Source organism: Streptomyces sp. NPDC041784 (genome assembly GCF_055591025.1).
In genome coordinates this window covers 60,895-81,381 of the sequence record NZ_JBVJAB010000023.1, presented here as the reverse complement: position 1 = coordinate 81,381, position 20,487 = coordinate 60,895, and the positions used below count along the sequence as shown (strand labels likewise).

General features: G+C 71.9%; 14 protein-coding genes. 11 read left to right on the top strand and 3 right to left on the bottom strand.

Annotation, left to right across the window (positions count from 1 at the left end; genetic code table 11):
- Window positions 1-80 precede the first annotated feature (80 nt).
- Genes ACZ6D7_RS35455 through ACZ6D7_RS35440 form a run of 4 tightly spaced genes read left to right on the top strand, consistent with a single transcriptional unit; the run spans window position 81 to window position 7,166 of the window.
- Window positions 81-2,267: a sialidase family protein gene (locus ACZ6D7_RS35455; RefSeq protein WP_469500027.1), complete on the top strand. Its 2,187-nt coding sequence runs from the start codon at window positions 81-83 to the stop codon at window positions 2,265-2,267.
- Entirely contained in the window at window positions 2,267-4,234 is a 1,968-nt protein-coding gene (locus ACZ6D7_RS35450) for a beta-galactosidase (RefSeq protein WP_469500025.1), read from the top strand. The genes ACZ6D7_RS35455 and ACZ6D7_RS35450 overlap by 1 nt, the downstream gene beginning before the upstream one ends.
- Window positions 4,231-6,414 carry a glycosyl hydrolase family 95 catalytic domain-containing protein gene (locus ACZ6D7_RS35445; RefSeq protein ID WP_469500023.1) on the top strand — a complete coding sequence of 728 codons (2,184 nt, stop codon included), beginning with the start codon at window positions 4,231-4,233 and terminating at the stop codon, window positions 6,412-6,414. The genes ACZ6D7_RS35450 and ACZ6D7_RS35445 overlap by 4 nt, the downstream gene beginning before the upstream one ends.
- A gap of 35 nt (window positions 6,415-6,449) precedes the next feature.
- Complete coding sequence (locus tag ACZ6D7_RS35440) at window positions 6,450-7,166, top strand: glycoside hydrolase family 12 protein (RefSeq protein ID WP_469500021.1); 717 nt, start codon at window positions 6,450-6,452, stop codon at window positions 7,164-7,166.
- A 28-nt stretch (window positions 7,167-7,194) separates the two neighbouring features.
- Here ACZ6D7_RS35440 and ACZ6D7_RS35435 read toward each other — a convergent pair whose 3' ends face one another.
- From ACZ6D7_RS35435 to ACZ6D7_RS35425, 3 genes are all read right to left on the bottom strand, one after another.
- Entirely contained in the window at window positions 7,195-8,382 is a 1,188-nt protein-coding gene (locus ACZ6D7_RS35435; RefSeq protein ID WP_469500019.1) for a sulfotransferase family protein, read from the bottom strand.
- A gap of 116 nt (window positions 8,383-8,498) precedes the next feature.
- Complete coding sequence (locus ACZ6D7_RS35430; protein WP_469500017.1) at window positions 8,499-10,547, bottom strand: glycoside hydrolase family 31 protein; 2,049 nt, start codon at window positions 10,545-10,547, stop codon at window positions 8,499-8,501.
- An 81-nt stretch (window positions 10,548-10,628) separates the two neighbouring features.
- The gene (locus ACZ6D7_RS35425; RefSeq protein WP_469500016.1) at window positions 10,629-11,645 is read right to left on the bottom strand and encodes a LacI family DNA-binding transcriptional regulator; all 1,017 of its coding nucleotides are present in this window, start codon (window positions 11,643-11,645) and stop codon (window positions 10,629-10,631) included.
- A 268-nt stretch (window positions 11,646-11,913) separates the two neighbouring features.
- Here ACZ6D7_RS35425 and ACZ6D7_RS35420 point away from each other — a divergent pair, with 268 nt between their 5' ends.
- The 7 genes from ACZ6D7_RS35420 (at window position 11,914) to ACZ6D7_RS35390 (ending at window position 20,436) form a co-directional block, all read left to right on the top strand.
- Window positions 11,914-12,723 carry a GH12 family glycosyl hydrolase domain-containing protein gene (locus ACZ6D7_RS35420; RefSeq protein ID WP_469500014.1) on the top strand — a complete coding sequence of 270 codons (810 nt, stop codon included), beginning with the start codon at window positions 11,914-11,916 and terminating at the stop codon, window positions 12,721-12,723.
- Window positions 12,724-12,844: 121 nt separating this feature from the next.
- Window positions 12,845-14,782, top strand: a complete 1,938-nt coding sequence (locus tag ACZ6D7_RS35415; protein WP_469500013.1) for an acyl-CoA dehydrogenase family protein — start codon at window positions 12,845-12,847, stop codon at window positions 14,780-14,782.
- A 109-nt stretch (window positions 14,783-14,891) separates the two neighbouring features.
- Window positions 14,892-16,148 carry a 1-deoxy-D-xylulose-5-phosphate reductoisomerase gene (gene dxr, locus ACZ6D7_RS35410; RefSeq protein ID WP_469500011.1) on the top strand — a complete coding sequence of 419 codons (1,257 nt, stop codon included), beginning with the start codon at window positions 14,892-14,894 and terminating at the stop codon, window positions 16,146-16,148.
- Between the two features lie 8 nt (window positions 16,149-16,156).
- Window positions 16,157-17,449 (top strand): M50 family metallopeptidase, encoded by a 1,293-nt coding sequence (locus tag ACZ6D7_RS35405; RefSeq protein WP_469500103.1) that lies wholly within the window; start codon window positions 16,157-16,159, stop codon window positions 17,447-17,449.
- A gap of 204 nt (window positions 17,450-17,653) precedes the next feature.
- Window positions 17,654-18,811, top strand: coding sequence for a flavodoxin-dependent (E)-4-hydroxy-3-methylbut-2-enyl-diphosphate synthase (gene ispG, locus ACZ6D7_RS35400; RefSeq protein WP_469500009.1), 1,158 nt, complete (start codon window positions 17,654-17,656; stop codon window positions 18,809-18,811).
- Window positions 18,812-19,032: 221 nt separating this feature from the next.
- The gene (locus ACZ6D7_RS35395; protein ID WP_469500007.1) at window positions 19,033-19,881 is read left to right on the top strand and encodes a GNAT family N-acetyltransferase; all 849 of its coding nucleotides are present in this window, start codon (window positions 19,033-19,035) and stop codon (window positions 19,879-19,881) included.
- Window positions 19,882-19,902: 21 nt separating this feature from the next.
- The gene (locus ACZ6D7_RS35390; protein WP_469500005.1) at window positions 19,903-20,436 is read left to right on the top strand and encodes a GNAT family N-acetyltransferase; all 534 of its coding nucleotides are present in this window, start codon (window positions 19,903-19,905) and stop codon (window positions 20,434-20,436) included.
- Window positions 20,437-20,487 lie beyond the last annotated feature (51 nt).

Genomic DNA, 20,487 nt, shown 5'->3' with positions numbered 1-20,487 from the left:
GTTGCGGTCATCCGGCGCCCCCAGCACCCGGCACCCGGCAAACCCAGGTCCCCCTCTCCAACCCCCCTGCGAGGTACCCCATGCCCGTCAACCGCCGCACCGTCCTCGCCGGCACCGCAGCCGCCGCCGCGCTCACGGCACTCCCCGCCGGGCAGGCGGCCGCGGCCACCGGCACCGGCTCCGCCACCCCCGCCTACCGCTGGCGCAACGCCGTGATCGGCGGCACCGGCTTCGTCACCGGCGTCCTCTTCCACCCCACCGTCCGAGGCCTCGCCTACGCCCGTACGGACATCGGCGGCGCCTACCGCTGGGACGACAGAACCGCCCGCTGGACCCCCCTCACCGACCACCTCGGCTGGGACGACTGGAACCTCCTCGGCGTGGAGGCCCTCGCCGTCGACCCGGCCCACCCGGACCGCCTCTATCTCGCCCTCGGCACCTACGCCCAGTCCTGGGCCGGCAACGGCGCGATCCTGCGCTCCGAGGACCGCGGCGCCACCTGGACCCGGGCCGACCTCACCGTGAAGCTCGGCGCCAACGAGGACGGCCGGGGCACGGGCGAGCGGCTGCTCGTCGATCCCCGGGACAGCGACACCCTGTGGCTGGGCACCCGGCACGACGGACTGCTCAGATCCACCGACCGGGGCGCCACCTGGGCACCCGCGCCCGCCTTCCCGGCCACCCCCAGGGCCACCGGCCAGGGCGTCACCCTCCTCGTCGCGGCCGGCCGTACCGTCTACGCCGGCTGGGGCGACTCGGACGGCAGCACCCCGAACCTCTACCGCACCGCCGACGGCACGACCTGGGAAGCCGTACCCGGTCAGCCCACCGGCACCGCCGCGAAGGTCCCGGTCCGCGCCGCCCACGACCGCCACACCCGCGAGTTGTACGTGACGTACGCCGACGGGCCCGGCCCCAACGGCCAGTCCGACGGCAGTGTGCACAAGCTGGCCACGGTGAGCGGCCGGTGGACCGACGTGACCCCGGTCGCGCCCGGCGGCGGCGACACCTTCGGCTACGGCGGCGTCGCCGTGGACGCCCGCCGCCCCGGCACCCTCGTCGTCTCCACCAACAACCGCTGGGCGGCGGTCGACACCCTGTACCGCACGACCGACGGCGGCCGCACCTGGACGTCGCTCAAGGACGCCGCGGTCCTCGACGTCTGCGAGACTCCTTTCCTGAAGTGGGGCGAGGACCAGCCCAAGTTCGGCTGGTGGATCCAGGCCGTGGCCGTCGACCCGTACGACTCCCGGCACATCGTGTACGGCACCGGCGCCACCCTCTACGGCACCCGGGACCTGAAGCACTGGGCTCCGCGGATCCGCGGCCTGGAGGAGACGTCCGTGGTCCAGCTGGTGTCGCCCCCGGTCGGGAGGGCACACCTGCTGAGCGGCTCGCGGGACATCGGCGTGATGTACCACGAGCGGCTCACCGCGTCTCCGGCGCGCGGCATGGCCACGAACCCCGTGTTCGGGTCGGCGACGGGGCTCGCGCAGGCCGCTGCCAGGCCGTCGTACGTCGTCCGGACGGGGTGGGGCGACCACGGCAACGGCGCCTGGTCGGACGACGGCGGGCAGACCTGGGCGCCCTTCGCGGCCCAGCCCTCCGTCGCCCACGACGCCCCGGGGCCGATCGCCACCAACGCCGACGGCAGCGTGCTGCTGTGGTCCTTCGTGCACTGGGACGGCACGAAGTCCGCCGCCCACCACTCCACGGACAACGGCACGACCTGGTCCGAGATCTCCTCCTTCCCGAAGGGCGCCACGCCGGTCGCCGACCCGGCCGACCCGACGCTCTTCTACACGTACGACACCGACACAGGAAACGTACTCGCCAGCACTGACAGTGGCCGTTCCTTCACGGTCCGTGCGAGCGGGCTGCCGTCCGGCGACAGCCAGTTCAAGCTGGTCGCGGCCCCGGGCCGGTCCGGCGACCTGTGGCTCTCGGCCAAATGGAACGGGCTGTACCGGTCCACCGACGGGGGTGCGGGCTTCGCCAAGGTCGACAGCTGCCGGGCCTCCTACACCCTCGGCTTCGGCAAGGCCGCCGACGGCGCCGACTACCCGGCGATCTACCAGGTGGGCTCCATCGATGCCGGCACCGCCGTCCACCGCTCCGACGACGGCGCGAAGACCTGGGTGCGGATCAACGACGACGCCCACCAGTGGGGCTGGACCGGCGAGGTCGTCGTCGGCGACCCACGCGTGTACGGCCGCGTCTACCTCGCCACCAACGGCCGGGGCATCCAGTACGGGGAGCCGGTCTGATGCCGAGCCTCGCCGACGCCACCCGTGGCCGCATCCTCTTCGGCGGCGACTACAACCCCGAGCAGTGGCCCGAGGAGACCTGGCACGAGGACGTCCGCCTGATGCGCGACGCCGGAGTCAATTCCGTCACCCTCGGCGTCTTCTCCTGGGCGAGGCTCGAACCCCGGCCGGGGGAACGGGAGTTCGGCTGGCTGGACCGGCTCATGGACCTCATGCACGACCACGGCATCGGCGTCGTCCTCGCCACCCCCACCGCCTCCCCGCCGCCCTGGCTCGGACGGCTCCACCCCGACACCCTGCCCCGCACCGAGGACGGCCGGACCGAATGGTGGGGCGGCCGGCAGCACTTCTCCCACTCCAGCGCCGCCTATCGCGGCCACGCCGCCGCGATCACCGAGGCACTGGCCGCCCGCTACGCCGCTCACCCCGCCCTGACGATGTGGCACATCAACAACGAGTACTGCACGGCCGACCACGGCGACGAGGCGGCCGTCCGCTTCCGCCGCTGGCTGCGCGCCAGGTACGGCACCCTCGACGCCCTCAACACCGCCTGGGGCACGGCGTTCTGGAGCCAGGGCTACGACACCTGGGACGGCATCCTGCCCCCGCGCACCGCGCACTACCTGAAGAACCCCACCCAGGTGCTGGACTTCACGCGCTTCACCTCCGACATGCTCCTGGAGTGCTACACCGCCGAGCGGGACATCGTCGCCCGGCACACCCCGCACCTCCCGGTCACCACCAACTTCATGCCGCTGTTCTTCGGCGTGGACGGCTGGCGCTGGGCCGAGGAGGAGGACGTCGTCTCCGTCGACCTCTACCCCGACCCGCGCGACCCCCTCGGCCCCCAGCACGGCGCCCTCGTCCAGGACCTGACCCGCTCCCAGGCCCGGGGTCCGTGGATGCTGATGGAACACGCGGCCGGCCCGGTCAACTGGCGCGGGGTGAACCACCCCAAGCCGCGCGGCCTCAACCGCCTGTGGTCCCTGCAGGCAGTGGCCCGCGGCGCGGACGCCGTCTGCTACTTCCAGTGGCGCCAGTCCCGCCAGGGCGCCGAGAAGTTCCACTCCGGCATGCTCGGCCACGCGGGGGAGCGGGGCCGTACCTTCCAGGAGGTCAAGCGGCTCGGCGCGGACCTCGCCGCGATCGGCGGCGAGGTGGCGGACACCCGCATCCACGCGGACATCGCCATCCTGCACGACTGGCACGCCTGGTGGGCCGGCGCCCAGCAAGCCCGCCCCTCCACGCACGTCGACCACCCGGCCGTCCTGCACGCCTGGCACCGCGCCCTGTGGGAGGCCCACCTCACCACCGACTTCGCCCACCCCGAACACGACCTCACCGGCTACCGGCTGGTCGTCGTCCCGCAGCTGTACGCGATGACGGACGCGGCGATCGACAACCTCCTCGCCCACGTCCGCGCCGGCGGCACCCTCGTCTCCGGCTTCCTCACCGGCGTCGCCGACGAGGACGACCGCGTCCGCCCCGGCGCCATGGACCCCCGGCTGCGCGAGCTGTTCGGCATCGACATCCTGCACGAGTGGTGGCCGCTGGAGCCGGGGGAGACCGTCCGGGCCGAGGGCTTCTCCGGGACCCTGTGGTCGGAGGAGATCGAGAAGGCCGAGGAGGCCACGGTCGAGGCCGCGTACCAGGGCGGTGAACTCGACGGCCTGCCCGCCGTCCTGCGCCGGGGCCGCGCCTGGTACGTCTCCACCCTTCCCGAGCCCGACGCCCTGCGCGCCCTCCTGGCCCGGATCGCGGCCGACGCGGGGGCCCGGCCCGTCCTCGACGGCCTGCCCGAGCGGGTCGAGGCGGTCCGGCGCGGCGAGCTGCTGTTCCTGCTGAACCACGAGCGCCAGCCGGTGACCGTCGAGGTGCCCGGCACCCACACCGACCTGCTCACCGGCGACAAGATCACCGACCGCCTCACCCTCGGCCGCTACGGCGTGGTGGTGCTGCGCCCATGACCCTCACGCACGGCACCTGGGAACCCCACCCCGCCGCCCGCTGGGAGGACGCCTTCCTCGGCGGCAACGGCCACCACGGCACCCTCGTGTTCGGTGACCCGAACGACGACCGGGTGATCGTCACCCATCACACCCTGGTCCGCCCCAACGGCGGCGAACACGCCCGCCCGCCCGAGCTGGCCGCCGAACTCCCCACTCTCCAGGACCGGTTGCTCGGCGGCGACCCGACCGCCGCCGAGAGCTTCACCGACCACCGCCCCCTCCAGTGGGTCCAGCCCTTCCACCCGGCCTTCCAGATACGGCTGCGCAGAACGCCCCCGGCCGAGCCGCGCCCCTACCGCCGCGCCGTCGACTTCACCACCGGCGAGACCACCGCCGGCTGCGCCGACTGGACCAGCCGGGTCTTCGTCTCCCGCGCCGACGACGTGATTGTCCACCGGGTCACCGCCCCCGACCTGGACATCTCCCTGGACCACCGGCTCCCGGGCGCCCCCGCCGACCTCGCCGTCGGCCACGGCGCGCTGCTCACCCCGGACGGCGCCCTGCTCACCCTGCGCGCCCGCTACCCCGGGAGCGACCGCGCGTACACGGGCGTGACCCTCGTCGTGGTCACCGGCGGCTCCACCGTCCTCGCCCTCCCCGGCGTCCGGATCACCGGCGCCGAGTCCGTGCTGCTCCTCACCCGCGTCCGCCGCCACACCGGCGAACTGGACGTCACAGGGGAACAGCGCGCCCTCACCGCCCTGCCGCACTCCTACGACGTCCTCCTCGACCGCCACCTCGCCCTGCACCGCACCGCCTACGACCGCGTCACCCTGGACCTCCACGCCGACCCGGCCGAACGCGCCCTGTCGGGCTCGGAGTTGCTGAAGCGCCCGCACAGCGCGGCCCTCCTGGAACGCCTCTTCGCCGCCGGCCGCTACCACCTGCTCTCCTCCGCCGGCCTCAACCCGCCCCGGCTCACAGGCCTGTGGACCGGCGACTGGGACACCGCCTGGTCCGGGGCGTTCACCAACGACGCGAACCTCAACCTCCAGACGGCCTCCGCCACGGCCGCCGCCCTCCCCGAGGTCACCGCCTCGCTCGCCGCCCTGATCCACCGCCAGCTCGACGACTGGCGGGAGAACGCCCGCGCGGTCTTCGGCGCCCGCGGCGCGGTCGCGCCCGCGCACACCGACGGCGAGTCCGGGCTGTCGTACCACTTCAGCCGCGAGTACCCGCTGCACCTGTGGACCGCCGGCGCCGACTGGCTGCTCAAGCCGCTCGTCGACCACGACGAGGCCCGCGGCGAGCGCGATCCGCGCACCGCCGCCGCGCTCGCCGAGGTCGCCCGGTTCTACGAGGACTTCCTCACCCGCACCGACGCCGACGGACATCTCGTCGTCGTCCCCTCCTACTCGCCCGAGAACCGTCCCGCCAACGCGAGTTGGGGCGCCCTCGACGCGGCCATGGACCTTTCCGCCGCCCGGCACGCCCTGCGCACCGCCGCCGACCACCACCCGGGCCCGGACGCCGACCGCTGGCGTGCCCTCGCCGACCGCCTCCCGCCGCACCGGGTCAACGCCGACGGCGCCCTCGCCGAATGGGCCCGGCCCGGCCTCGACGACAGCTACGACCACCGCCACCTCAGCCATCTCTACGGCGTCTGGCCGCTGGACGAGATCACCCCCTACGACACCCCGCGCCTGGCGGCCGCCGCCCACCGGGCGCTGGCGCTGCGCGGCGCCGAGAACGACTCCGCGCACGGCCACCTCCACCACGCCCTGATCGCGGCCCGGCTGCGCGACGGCGACCGGGTCGCCCACGCCCTCGCCGCCGTCCTGGACGGCGACTTCTTCCACGCCTCCCTGATGAGCGCCCACTACCCCCACCGTGACGTCTACAACGCCGACGCCGCCCACACCCTGCCCGCAGTGCTGATCGAGGCGCTCGTCCACTCGACCCCCGACCGGCTGATCCTGCTCCCCGCGCTCCCCGCCGCGCTCCCCGCCGGTGAACTCCGGGGCGTGCGCACCCGGTTCGGCGCCGAGCTGGACCTCGCCTGGGGACCCGACGGCGTACGGGCCGTCCTGAAGCCGCACCGCACCCACCGCATCGAACTGTGGACTTCCGCCGACGACGGGCGGCCGCTCGACCTCGTCGCCGGCGAAGACCACGTCCTCACCCTGGGGACGTGGTAGCCCCCGCACCTCCCCCCACCCATGGAAGGGACACCATGGCAACACGCACACTCCGCCGCCGGATCACCATGGCGCTGATCGCCCCCGCCCTCGCCCTCGGCGCCACCGTCGGCCTGGCCTCCGCCCCCGCCTCGGCCGCCGTCTGGAACTCCTGCGACCAGTGGGGCAACACCAGCCTGGGCGGCTACACCCTCTACAACAACATCTGGGGCTCCGGTGCCGGCAGCCAGTGCATCTGGGCCAACTCCGGCACCAGCTGGGGCGTCTGGGCCAACCACCCCAACACCGGCGGCATCAAGTCCTACCCGAACTCCAAGAAGGTGATCAACAAGACGATCACCTCGCTCGGATCGCTCTCCAGCAGCTACAACGTCACGGTCCCGTCGTCCGGCGCGTACAACACGTCGTACGACATCTGGGACACCGACTACGACTACGAGATCATGCTCTGGGTCAACTACAACGGTGCCGTCGGCCCCCTCGGCACCTCCCAGGGCAATGTCACCCTCGGCGGCCACACCTGGACCGTCTACAAGGGCAACAACGGCGCGAACGAGGTGTTCTCGTTCCTGCGCACGTCCGACTCGTCGTCCGGCACGGTCAACATCCTTCCGATCCTCAAGTGGATCAAGGACACGAAGGGCTGGTTCGGCAACGAGACCATCGGTGACGTGCAGTTCGGCTTCGAGGTCACCTCGTCCTCCGGCGGGCTGGACTTCGTGACCGACAACCTCACCGTCAGCAGCAGCTGACCTCGGCCGCCGAGGCCGACCGGGGTTCCTAGGCTCGGTCGACCTCGGCGCGCAGCGCGTCGTAGTCCGCGAACGCCGTGTCGACGTCGGCGCGGGTCAGGCCGTAGCGGGCGAGGTCGTAGCGGTGCGGGCGCGTGCCCTTGGGACGGGCGGCGACCTCGGGCAGCCGGGCCGCGTCGGCGTCGGTCCAGCGGGCCCCGACCGCGTCGTAGAGCTTGGGGGCGCCCGTGGCCGGGTCGGAGCCGAGCCAGGAGTACGGGACGTCGATCAGCGCCTCGCGGGGGATCGCGGCGCGGGCGGCGAGACCGCGGTTGACGGAACGGCTCAGCAGTTCCAGCCAGGTGGCGCCGAGGCCGTGCAGGTCCAGGGGGCGCAGGGTGATCGCCATGCCGTGCTCGATGAGGCTGCAGAACGAGGCCACGACGGCCGCCGGTTCGCGGTGCGTCCACACGATCGTGGCGTCGGGGAAGACGGAGAGCAGCGCGTCGAGGTTCTCGGTGTGCAGCGGCGACTTCAGCACCCAGCGGCGGCGCGGGCGGCCGTACTGGAGGACCTGGTAGATCTGCTTGAGGTACGCGTAGTCGGGGACGAAGTCCCGTGTCTCGTGCCACGCCCGGTACTCGGGGATACGGGCCTGGGACAGCGGCATGATCGTGTGGGGGAGGGCGAAGGTGCACTCGTCGGGGCCCTCGGCGGTCATCGGGTGGATGTCCCGGTAGCGCGGGGCGAACAGGTTGATCGCGCCGACCATCATCCGCGCCGCCCCGACCGCCTTCTTCCGCCGCTCGGGCGTCCCCTCCAGATCCGGTGTCAGTAATTCCCACAGGAGCGGACATCGGTGCTGCTCCGAGAGGGACAGCACGCCATGGGTGAGGGTGGTGGCCGTGCGCGGCAGTCCCACCACGAACACCGGCCGCTCGATGCGCTCCCGGGCGATCTCCGGGTGCTCGGCGAACAGCCGGCGGACCCGGGCGCGGTTGGCCAGATGCCGGCGGACGTGGCCCTGCGCCGACCACCAGCCGACCGGGGTGAGGTGCTCGTCCCGCGCCCAGTGGCGCAGCAGGAACCGGAATTCGTCGGTGAAGCGTTCGTCCCCGTCGGCCCGGCCGATGTCGGCGACCAGCCGGTCGAAGGCGCGGTCGGGGCTGCGGCGGCCGGAGAATCCCGGCCTGGCCAGCAGATTGGCCAGGGTGAGGGGGAGGGGATCTGAGGGCACGTCAGGGTCCTTTCGCGAGCGGACGGGGGAGGGTTAGTCCCCCGTCGGCCGCCCTGCCATGCCGCGGCGTCGCGGGATTTACCGCCCGGTTACCGGAAGGCTCCTCGCCGCCGCCGCTATTCGGCCACCGGCAGCCGTGCCCCGTCCCGCAGAAACAGCGGGATCCGGTCCAGCGGGGCGTCGACCGTCACGGCCGCACCGCCCTCGTACGTCTCGCCCGTCCACGCGTCCGTCCAGCTCGCCCCCGCCGGGAGATACGCCGTACGGCTCGTGGCGCCCGCCGTCAGCACCGGGGCGACCAGCAGGTCCCGGCCGAACAGGTAGGCGTCGTCGACCGACCAGGCCGCCCCGTCGCCCGGGAACTCCAGGAACAGCGGCCGCATCGGCGGCAGCCCCTCCTCGTGCGCCTCCCACATGACGTCCAGCACGTACGGCTTCAGCCGCTCGCGCAGCCGCAGGTACTTCTCCAGGACCGCGCCGGCCTCGTCGCCGTACGACCACACCTCGTTGGGACCGCCGGTCATGTCCGGGCCGAGCGGCATGCCGGGGTCGCGGAAGCCGTGCAGGCGCATCAGCGGGGACAGCGCGCCGAACTGGAACCAGCGGACCATCACCTCGCGGTACGCCGGGTCGTCCGGGTCGCCGCCGTGGAAGCCGCCGATGTCGGTGTTCCACCACGGGATGCCCGACAGCGCGGTGTTGAGGCCGGCCGCGATCTGGCGGCGCAGGGTCGGGAAGTCGGTGCCGATGTCCCCCGACCACAGGGCGGCGCCGTGGCGCTGACTGCCCGCCCACGCCGAGCGGTTGAGGGTGACGACCTCCTCGCCCTCGGCACGCAGACCCTCGGCGAAGGTCCGGGCGTTCTCGGCCGGGTAGAGGTTGCCGACCTCCAGACCCGGCCCCGCCCAGTAGCGCAGGTTCTCCTGGAAGCCGGGCTTCAGCTCCGGCTCGCAGGCGTCCAGCCAGAAGGCCGTGATGCCGTACGGGACCAGGTAGTTGTCGCGGATCCGGGACCACACGAAGGCACGGGCGTCGGGGTTCGTCGCGTCGTAGAACGCCACCTGGACGGTGGACGCGACGCCCTTGTCCGGCCAGTCGGCGTGCGCCATCGGGCCGTACTGGGTGCCGATGAAGTAGCCGCGCTGCTCCATCACCGGGTGGTTCTCGCTCAGCGGCGACACCGACGGCCAGACGCTCACCACCAGCTTGATGCCCAGCTCCGCCAGCTCCCGGACCATTGCCGCCGGGTCCGGCCACTCCTGCGGGTCGAACCGCCACTCGCCCAGGTGCGTCCAGTGGAAGAAGTCGCAGACGATCGCCGAGATCGGCAGCCCCCGGCGCCTGTACTCCCGGGCCACGGACAGGAGTTCGTCCTGCGTGCGGTAGCGCAGCTTGCACTGCCAGAAGCCCGCCGCCCACTCCGGCAGCATCGGCGTGCGGCCGGTCACCGCGCTGTAGCGGCGCTGGCCGTCGGCCGGATCGCCCGCCGTGATCCAGTAGTCGATCTGGCGCGCCGAGTCCGCCACCCAGCGGGTGCCGTTGCCGGCCAGCTCCACCCGCCCGATCGCCGGGTTGTTCCACAGCAGCGTGTAGCCGCGGCTGGAGGTGAGCACCGGGATCCCCACCTCGGCGTTGCGCTGCACCAGGTCCAGCACCAGGCCCTTCTGGTCCAGCCGCCCGTGCTGGTGCTGGCCCAGGCCGTACAGCTTCTCGTCGTCGTAGGCCGCGAACCGCTGCTCCAGCCGGTGGTGGCCGTTGCCGACGGCCGTGTAGAGCCGGGGGCCCGGCCACCAGAAGTGGGCGCGCTCCTCGGCGAGCAGCTCCCCGCCGTCCGACGTGCGCACGAAGCGGATCAGCCCCTCGGCGTCCACCTCGACGGTCAGCGCGCCGACGGTCAGCAGCCCCCGCCCGTCCTCGGTCTTCACGCTGTACGACGCCGGCGGCGCGTCCGCGAGCAGCGCACCCGGCAGCCCGTCGAGGACGGGACCGCCGAGCCGCGCCCGGACCCGGACCGCGTCCGGTCCCCACGGCTCGATCCGCAGAGTCTCCTGACGGCCGCTCCACTCCAGGCCGCCGTCCCGCTCACGGAAGGTACCGACGGTGGGGGAGGACTGCGCGAGGCTGACGGTGCCGTGACTGGTCTGGTTTTCGGCAGGCTGATTCACGTGGGGGCTCCTGTGCTCCTGGAGGAGTGCAGACAAGGGCTGCCCCGGCCGGAGCGGGGGCAGTACGCGAAAAGAGGTGGCTCAGGAGGCGGTGGCCGGCGCCGGGCCCGAACTCGCCCGGACCGTCAACTCGGGTGCCAGCAGCACCACTTCGTCCGTGCCCCGGCCGTCCAGCTTGGCGACCAGGTGTTCCACGGCGCGGCGGCCCATCTCCTGCGCGGGGATGGCGACCGAGGTCAGCCGCACCGAGGCCTGGACCGCGACCGGGTCGGGGCAGACCGCGACCACCGACACGTCCTCGGGCACGGCCCGCCCCTGCTGGCGCAGCAGCGCGAGCAGCGGCTCGACCGCCGACTCGTTCTGGACGACGAACCCGGTGGTGCCCGGCCGCTCGTCGAGGATGCGGGCGAGGGTCACGGCCATCGCGTCGTACCCGCCGTCGCACGGCCGGTGCAGCAGCCGTACGCCCAGCTCCCGGGAGCGGGCGCGCAGTCCGTCGAGGGTGCGCTCGGCGAAGCCGGTGTGCCGTTCGTAGACCGCGGGGGCCTCGCCGATGACAGCGATGTCGCGGTGGCCGAGTGTCGCCAGATGCTCCACGCACAGCGCGCCGGTCGCCGTGAAGTCGAGATCGACGCAGGTCAGGCCGGTGGTGTCGGCGGGCAGGCCGATCAGCACCGAGGGCTGGTCGGTGGCCCGCAGCAGCGGCAGCCGTTCGTCGTCGAGCTGGACGTCCATCAGGATCATCGCGTCGGCGAGCCCGCTGCCGGTGACCCGGCGCACCGCGTCGGGCCCCTCCTCGCCGGTGAGCAGCAGCACGTCGTAGCCGTGGGTGCGGGCGGTGGTGGCCACCGCGATGGCGATCTCCATCATCACCGGCACGTACATGTCGGTGCGCAGCGGGATCATCAGCGCGATGATGTTCGACCGGCTGCTCGCCAGCGCCCGTGCGCCCGCGTTGGGGTGGTAGCCCAGCTCGCGGATGCTCTGCTCGACCCGCTGCCGGGTGGTCGTGGAGATGGACCGCTTGCCACTGAGGACATAGCTCACCGTGCTCGCCGAGACTCCGGCGTGCTGGGCGACCTCGGCGAGGGTGACCATCCAGCTCTCCAAGCTTTGTGAAGCGCTTCGACAGTGCGCATTGCGAACAGGTCCGGGTGAGGGTGGTTCGACAGTAGCTCTAGCGACGGTGGGTGTCCATAGGTTGTCGAAGCGCTTCGACAGCGAGTTGTGGCGGAACGGTGGAGAAGAGTGCGCCCTGCCTACCACGCGCAAGCGCTCACCGGGGAGATCCGCATCGCGCGGCAACCCTTCCCGCCCCGGCGGCCACTGGAGTCACGTAAGGACGATCCGCCCCGGAAGAACTCCCATGCAGCACCGCCGCCCCCGACTGTCGAAGAAGGCGAAGGCCCTGACCGCCGCCGCCGTGGCCCTCGCGGCCGCCGCCGGCGTCACCGTCGCCCAGGCGGGCGAGTCGAGCAAGAAGTGCACCGCCTTCGACACGGTCACGCTCGGCAAGTACTACGTGAACAACAACCTGTGGGGCCAGGACAAGGGCACCGGCAGCCAGTGCGTCTGGGACAACTCCGTCTCCGGGAACACCGTCTCCTGGGGCACCGGCTACACCTGGGCCAACAACGCCAAGGGCACCGACGCGGACGTGAAGTCGTACGCCTCCACCGTCCTCGGCCGGCACTGGGGCTGGAAGGTCGACAAGGCGAAGACCGGGCTGCCGATCAGGGTCGGCGACCGCAAGAAGGTGACCGCGAGCTGGGAGTTCTCCCTGCCGTCCACCCCCGGCACCATGAACGTCGCCCACGACCTGTGGCTGCACTCCACGAACACCGCGGACTGGCAGGACCAGCCCACCGACGAGGTGATGATCTGGCTCAACCGCCAGGGCGGCGCCGGCCCGCTGGGCACCAAGTACGGCAGCGTCAGCCTGGGCGGCGCGATGTGGGACATCTACCAGGGCGACATCGGCTGGAAGGTGTTCTCCTTCGTCCGCCGCACCAACACCACCAAGGCCACGCTCAACCTGGACGACTTCACCCAGGCACTCGTCCGGCGCAAGCTCCTGAGCAACGACACATACATCTCGGGCATCGAGTCCGGCACCGAGGTCTTCAAGGGAACGGGCCGTCTGGACACCACCTCGTACGCCGTCACCATCGGCTGAGACGGGCCGAACGGGCACGCGAGGGGTGGCGGGGTCACCCCGGATCGGGTACCAACGATCGGGTAGCACCCATCGGTAACCATTCAGGTCCATGATCCCGATTCGCGGCGAGGTGACCCTCATGTCCGCACCACCCCTCAAGAAGCCCGTCGTCACCGAACGTGAGGCCCGTCAGGTCGCCGAGGCCGCCCGGGACCAGGACTGGCGCAAGCCCAGCTTCGCCAAGGAACTCTTCCTGGGCCGCTTCCGCCTCGACCTGATCCACCCCCACCCCCTCCCCACCGACGAGGCGGTCCGGCGCGGCGAGCAGTTCCTGGCCAAACTCCGCACGTTCACCGAGACGAAGGTCGACGGGGCGCTCATCGAGCGCGAGGCCCGGATCCCCGACGAGGTGATCAACGGCCTCAGGGAACTCGGCGCCCTCGGCATGAAGATCGACCCCAAGTACGGCGGTCTCGGCCTCACGCAGGTGTACTACAACAAGGCGCTGGCCCTGGTCGGCTCCGCCAGCCCCGCGATCGGCGTGCTGCTCTCCGCGCACCAGTCGATCGGCGTACCGCAGCCGCTGAAGCTGTTCGGCACCCCCGAGCAGAAGCAGAAGTTCCTGCCGCGCTGCGCCACCACCGCCATCAGCGCCTTCCTCCTCACCGAGCCGGACGTCGGCTCCGACCCGGCCCGGCTCGCCACGAGCGCGGTGCCCGACGGGGACTCCTACGTCCTCGACGGCGTGAAGTTGTGGACCACCAACGGCGTGGTCGCCGACCTGCTGGTCGTCATGGCCCGCGTGCCCAAGAGCGAGGGCCACCCGGGCGGCATCACCGCCTTCGTCGTGGAGGCCGACTCGCCCGGCATCACCGTGGAGAACCGCAACGCCTTCATGGGCCTGCGCGGCATCGAGAACGGCGTCACCCGCTTCCACCAGGTCCGGGTCCCGGCCGAGAACCGCGTCGGACCCGAGGGCGCCGGCCTGAAGATCGCCCTCACCACCCTCAACACGGGCCGGCTGTCGCTGCCCGCCTCCTGCGTCGCCGCCGGCAAGTGGTGCCTGAAGATCGCCCGCGAGTGGTCGGCGGCCCGCGAGCAGTGGGGCAAGCCGGTCGCCCACCACGAGGCGGTCGGCGCGAAGATCTCCTTCATCGCCGCCACCACCTTCGCCCTGGAGGCGGTGCTCGACCTGTCCTCCCAGATGGCCGACGAGGACCGCAACGACATCCGGATCGAGGGCGCCCTGGCCAAGCTCTTCGCCTCCGAGATGGGCTGGCGGATCGCCGACGAACTCGTCCAGATCCGCGGCGGCCGCGGCTTCGAGACGGCCGACTCGCTCCGCGCCCGCGGCGAACGCGCCGTCCCCGCCGAACAGGTCCTGCGCGACCTGCGCATCAACCGCATCTTCGAGGGCTCGACGGAGATCATGCACCTCCTCATCGCCCGCGAGGCCGTCGACGCCCACCTCTCCGTCGCCGGCGACCTCATCGACCCCGACAAGTCCCTCCAGGACAAGGCGAGGGCCGGCGCGAACGCGGGTGTCTTCTACGCCAAGTGGCTGCCGAAACTGGTCGCGGGACCGGGCCAGCTGCCCTCCTCGTACGGCGAGTTCAAGCACGGCGGCACGGACCTCTCCGGGCATCTGCGCTTCGTCGAGCGCCACGCCCGCAAGCTGGCCCGCTCCACCTTCTACGCCATGTCCCGCTGGCAGGGCCGGATGGAGACCAAGCAGGGCTTCCTCGGCAGGATCGTCGACATCGGCGCCGAACTGTTCGCGATGAGCGCGGCCTGCGTCCGCGCCGAGCTGCTGCGCTCCCGCGGCGAGCACGGCCGCGAGGCCTACCAGCTCGCCGACGCCTTCTGCCGCCAGTCCCGGCTGCGCGTCGACGAGCTGTTCACCCGCCTGTGGGCCAACACCGACGACCTGGACCGGACCATCGTCAAGACGGTCATGGCGGGCGACCACACCTGGCTGGAACAGGGCGTCGTCGACCCCTCGGGCGACGGCCCCTGGATCGCCGACACCACACCCGGCCCGAGCGAGCGGGAGAACGTCCACCGCCCGATCGGGTGAGCCGGCGCACATCCTGCCGACACGGTGTCCCCTCCCCGGACCCACCATGAGAGGGGCCAGGAGGGGACACCCTGTCCAGCCGCACATCCGATGCGGCAACAATGGGGGGATGACCGACAGTCCAGCACCGCTCGCCGACCCGCACCTCGTCTACGATCCCGTCGCGGGCGACGGCCCGAAGGCCGTGGTGGTCCTCGGCTCCACCGGCTCGATCGGCACCCAGGCCATCGATCTCGTGCTGCGCAACCCGGACCGCTTCCGCGTCACCGGCCTGTCCGCCAACGGCGGCCGGATCGCCCTCCTCGCCGAGCAGGCCCGCCGGCTCCGGGTGCGGACGGTCGCGGTGGCCCGCGAGGACGCCGTACCCGCACTGCGCGAGGCGCTCGCCGCCGAGTACGGGCCCGGAGAGCCGCTGCCCGAGATCCTCGCCGGTCCGGACGCGGCCACGCAGCTCGCCGCCTCCGACTGCCACACCGTCCTCAACGGCATCACCGGCTCCATCGGCCTCGCGCCCACCCTCGCCGCCCTGGAGGCGGGCCGCACCCTCGCGCTCGCCAACAAGGAGTCGCTGATCGTCGGCGGCCCGCTGGTGAAGGCGCTCGCCAAGCCCGGCCAGATCATCCCGGTGGACTCCGAGCACGCCGCGCTCTTCCAGTCGCTCGCCGCCGGCACCCGCGCCGACGTCCGCAAGCTCGTCGTCACCGCCTCCGGCGGCCCCTTCCGCGGCCGGACGAAGGAGCAGCTGGCGCACGTGACGGTCGAGGACGCCCTCGCCCACCCCACCTGGTCCATGGGCCCGGTGATCACGATCAACTCCGCGACCCTCGTCAACAAGGGTCTGGAAGTCATCGAGGCGCACCTCCTCTACGACATTCCCTTCTCGCGGATTGAGGTGGTCGTGCACCCGCAGTCGTATGTCCACTCGATGGTTGAGTTCACGGACGGATCGACACTGGCCCAGGCGACGCCCCCCGACATGCGCGGGCCCATCGCCATCGGCCTCGGCTGGCCGCACCGCGTCCCCGACGCGGCCCCGGCCTTCGACTGGAGCACCGCGTCGACGTGGGAGTTCTTCCCGCTCGACAACGACGCCTTCCCCTCGGTGAACCTCGCCCGGCACGTGGGCGAGCTCGCGGGGACGGCCCCGGCGGTGTTCAACGCCGCCAACGAGGAGTGCGTGGAGGCGTTCCGCCAGGGCGCGCTGCCGTTCAACGGGATCATGGAGACCGTGACGCGGATCGTCGAGGAGCACGGCACACCGCGCGCGGGAACCTCGCTCACCGTGTCGGACGTCCTCGAAGCGGAGACCTGGGCCCGCGCCCGGGCCCGGGAACTGACGGCACAGACGGCGGAGGCCCGTGCATGACGACCCTGATGTTCATCCTGGGGATACTGGTCTTCGCGGTGGGCCTGCTCGTCTCGATCGCCTGGCACGAGCTGGGCCACCTCTCCACGGCGAAGCTCTTCGGCATCCGCGTGCCCCAGTACATGGTGGGCTTCGGCCCCACCATCTGGTCGCGCAACAAGGGTGAGACCGAGTACGGCGTCAAGGCCATCCCCTTCGGCGGCTACATCCGCATGATCGGCATGTTCCCGCCGGGCGACGACGGCAGGATCACCGCCCGCTCCACCTCGCCCTGGCGCGGCATGATCGAGGACGCCCGCTCGGCCGCCTACGAGGAGCTCCAGCCCGGCGACGAGACCCGCATGTTCTACACGCGCAAGCCGTGGAAGCGCGTCATCGTGATGTTCGCCGGCCCCTTCATGAACCTCGTGCTCGCGATCGGCCTGTTCCTCACCCTGCTCATGGGCTTCGGCATCCAGCAGCAGACCACCACCGTCAGCTCGGTCTCCCCCTGCGTCATCGCGCAGAACCAGAACCGTGACGACTGCAAGAAGACCGACCCGCAGTCCCCGGCCGCCGCCGCCGGCATGAAGGCCGGCGACAAGATCGTCGCCTTCGACGGCGTCCGCACCGAGAAGTGGGACACGCTCTCCGACCTGATCCGCGACAGCGCGGGCAAGGAGGTCGCGATCGTCGTCGACCGCGGGGGCCAGGAAGTGACCCTGCACGCGAAGATCGCCACCAACCAGGTCGCCAAGAAGGACTCCGCCGGCTCCTACGTCCAGGGCGAGTACGTCAAGGCCGGCTTCCTCGGCTTCAGCGCGGCCACCGGCGTCGTCAAGCAGGACCTCGGCGAGTCCGTGACCTGGATGACCGACCGCGTCGGTGACGCCGTCGACTCCCTGATCGCCCTGCCCGCCAAGATCCCCGCCCTGTGGGACGCCGCCTTCGGCGACGGCCCGCGCGAACCGGACTCCCCGATGGGCATCGTCGGCGCGGCCCGGGTCACCGGCGAGATCGCCACCCTCGACATCCCCGCCTCCCAGCAGGTCGCCATGTTCGTGGGCCTGCTCGCCGGCTTCAACCTCTCCCTGTTCCTCTTCAACATGCTCCCGCTCCTCCCGCTCGACGGCGGCCACATCGCCGGCGCCCTGTGGGAGTCGCTGCGCCGCAACACCGCCAAGGTCCTGCGCCGCCCGGACCCGGGCCCGTTCGACGTGGCGAAGCTGATGCCGGTGGCGTACGTGGTGGCCGGGATCTTCGTCTGCTTCACGATCCTGGTGCTGATCGCCGACGTCGTTAACCCGGTCAGAATCTCCTAGCCACACGGCGTTCGAAGACGGCCCGGCACACGCGTGCGGGGCCGTCTTCCATCGAGTGCGTCTGGCGGCGGGTGGGGGTCCCCCCGCCGAGTGGGTTCGAGGTGGGGGAGTGCTCGCTCCCGGGCCCGTGCCGTAATCTCGAAGCCTGGAACCCGCCTCCGACGGGACCTGGGCCTTGATCCACGACTTGGGGTTGCACAGCAGATGACTGCGATTTCTCTCGGCATGCCGTCCGTTCCGACCAGGGTTGCCGAGCGCCGCAAGAGCCGGCAGATCCAGGTCGGCTCCGTCGCGGTCGGCGGTGACGCCCCGGTCTCCGTGCAATCGATGACCACGACCCGTACGTCCGACATCGGCGCCACCCTCCAGCAGATCGCCGAGCTGACCGCCTCCGGCTGCCAGATCGTCCGCGTCGCCTGTCCCACCCAGGACGACGCCGACGCCCTCGCGACGATCGCCCGCAAGTCGCAGATCCCGGTCATCGCCGACATCCACTTCCAGCCGAAGTACGTCTTCGCCGCCATCGAGGCCGGCTGTGCCGCGGTCCGGGTCAACCCGGGCAACATCAAGCAGTTCGACGACAAGGTCAAGGAGATCGCCAAGGCCGCGAAGGAGCACGGCACCCCGATCCGCATCGGCGTGAACGCCGGCTCGCTGGACCGCCGCCTGCTCCAGAAGTACGGCAAGGCGACCCCGGAGGCCCTCGTCGAGTCCGCCCTCTGGGAGGCCTCCCTCTTCGAGGAGCACGACTTCCGCGACATCAAGATCTCGGTCAAGCACAACGACCCGGTCGTGATGATCGAGGCCTACCGCCAGCTTGCCGCCCAGTGCGACTACCCGCTCCACCTCGGCGTCACCGAGGCCGGCCCCGCCTTCCAGGGCACCATCAAGTCGGCGGTCGCCTTCGGGGCCCTCCTGTCCCAGGGCATCGGCGACACCATCCGCGTCTCCCTGTCGGCCCCGCCGGTCGAGGAGGTCAAGGTCGGCAACCAGATCCTGGAGTCCCTGAACCTCAAGCAGCGCGGCCTGGAGATCGTCTCCTGCCCGTCCTGCGGCCGTGCCCAGGTCGACGTCTACAAGCTGGCCGAAGAGGTCACCGCCGGCCTCACCGGCATGGAGGTCCCGCTGCGCGTCGCCGTCATGGGCTGCGTCGTCAACGGTCCCGGCGAGGCTCGCGAGGCCGACCTCGGCGTCGCCTCCGGCAACGGCAAGGGCCAGATCTTCGTCAAGGGCGAGGTCATCAAGACCGTCCCCGAGTCGAAGATCGTCGAGACCCTCATCGAGGAGGCCATGAAGCTGGCCGAGCAGATGGAGGCCGAGGGCATCACCTCCGGCGAGCCGTCGGTGTCGGTCGCCGGCTGAGACGTTCCCCTCGAAGCGCCGGTCGCGGCAATCAGCCCGTCCGGCGTTTGAGGACGAGGCCCCTTCAGGGCCGAAGCGGGGGCCCGGGGGCGGCAGCCCCCGGAGACGGGACACGAGCCCACGGTCACGGACAACCCCCGAGCCCCCGCAGGGGCTCGGCACCGCTCAGCTTCCGCAGGTACAGTGCGGAGATCAGCAGCCCTGAGGGTGAGGCCCCGCACGTGTTGACCCAGACCACCTCCCGGGTCCTCGAACCGAGCGACCTGGACGCCGCGCTCGCCGTTCTCGACCGCGACCCGGTCGCCAACGCCTTCGTGACCTCGCGGGTCCAGGTCGCCGGCCTCGACCCGTGGCGGCTCGGCGGCGAGATGTGGGGCTGGTACGAGGACGGCATGCTGACCTCCCTGTGCTACGCGGGCGCCAACCTCGTCCCGATCTGCGCCACCCCCCGCGCCGTACGCGCCTTCGCGGACCGCGCACGCCGGGCCGGCCGCCGCTGCTCCTCGATCGTCGGCCCCACCGAACCCACCGCCCTGCTCTGGCGCCTGCTCGAACCCCACTGGGGCCCGGCCCGCGAGGTCCGCGCCCACCAGCCCCTCATGGTCACCGACCGCATGCCCGCCGACATCGCCCCGGATCCGTACGTCCGCCGCATCCGCAAGGACGAGATGGAGACGATCATGCCGGCGTGCGTGGCCATGTTCACCGAGGAGGTCGGCGTCTCCCCGATGGCCGGCGACGGCGGCCTGCTCTACCAGGCGAGGGTCGCCGAACTCGTCGGCTCCGGCCGCTCCTTCGCCCGCCTCGACGAGCACGGCAAGGTCGCCTTCAAGGCCGAGATCGGTGCGGCCACCCCGCGGGCCTGCCAGATCCAGGGCGTGTGGGTGGCCCCCGAGTACCGGGGCCGGGGCCTGGCCGCGCCCGGCATGGCCGCCGTCCTGCGTTACGCGCTGGCGGACGTGGCACCGGTGGTCAGTCTCTACGTGAACGACTTCAACACGGCGGCGCGACGGACGTACCGCCGCGTGGGCTTCCACGAGGTCGGCGCCTTCACCAGCGTCCTCTTCTAGTGCCCCTGTAGGCTCCCCGCCATGGACCTCGTCATCGGCCCCTTGGACCTCCCCGCCCACGTGGACGAGGCTCTCGCGGTCCAAGCCGTGGCGTTCGGACTCGGGCCCGACGAGGTGGCCGTACGCCGGCAGATCGTGCTGCGCCACATGACCCACAACGGCGCGCGGGCCTTCGGCGCCACGACCCCCGAGGGCCGTCTCGTGGGGTTCGTCTACGGCATGCCCAACGACCGCACCCACTGGTGGTCCACCGTCGTCGAGCCTTACCTCCGCGCCCAGGGCAACGAGCTGTGGCTCGACGACTCCTTCGTCATCACCGAACTCCACGTCCACCCCGCCCACCAGAACCGCGGCGCGGGCCGTGCCCTGATCACCACCATCACCGACGGCGCCGCCGAACCCCGCTCGATCCTCTCCGCGATCGACACCGAGAGCCCCGCCCGCGCGCTCTACCGCTCCCTCGGCTACCAGGACCTGGCCCGCCGGGTCCTCTTCCCCAGCGCCCCCCGCCCCTACGCGGTCATGGGCGCCCCGCTGCCCCTGCTGCGCGCTTGAGCGCATAACGGATTTCCGGCCGCGCCCGGCTCCCGGCTAACCTCCATGCCA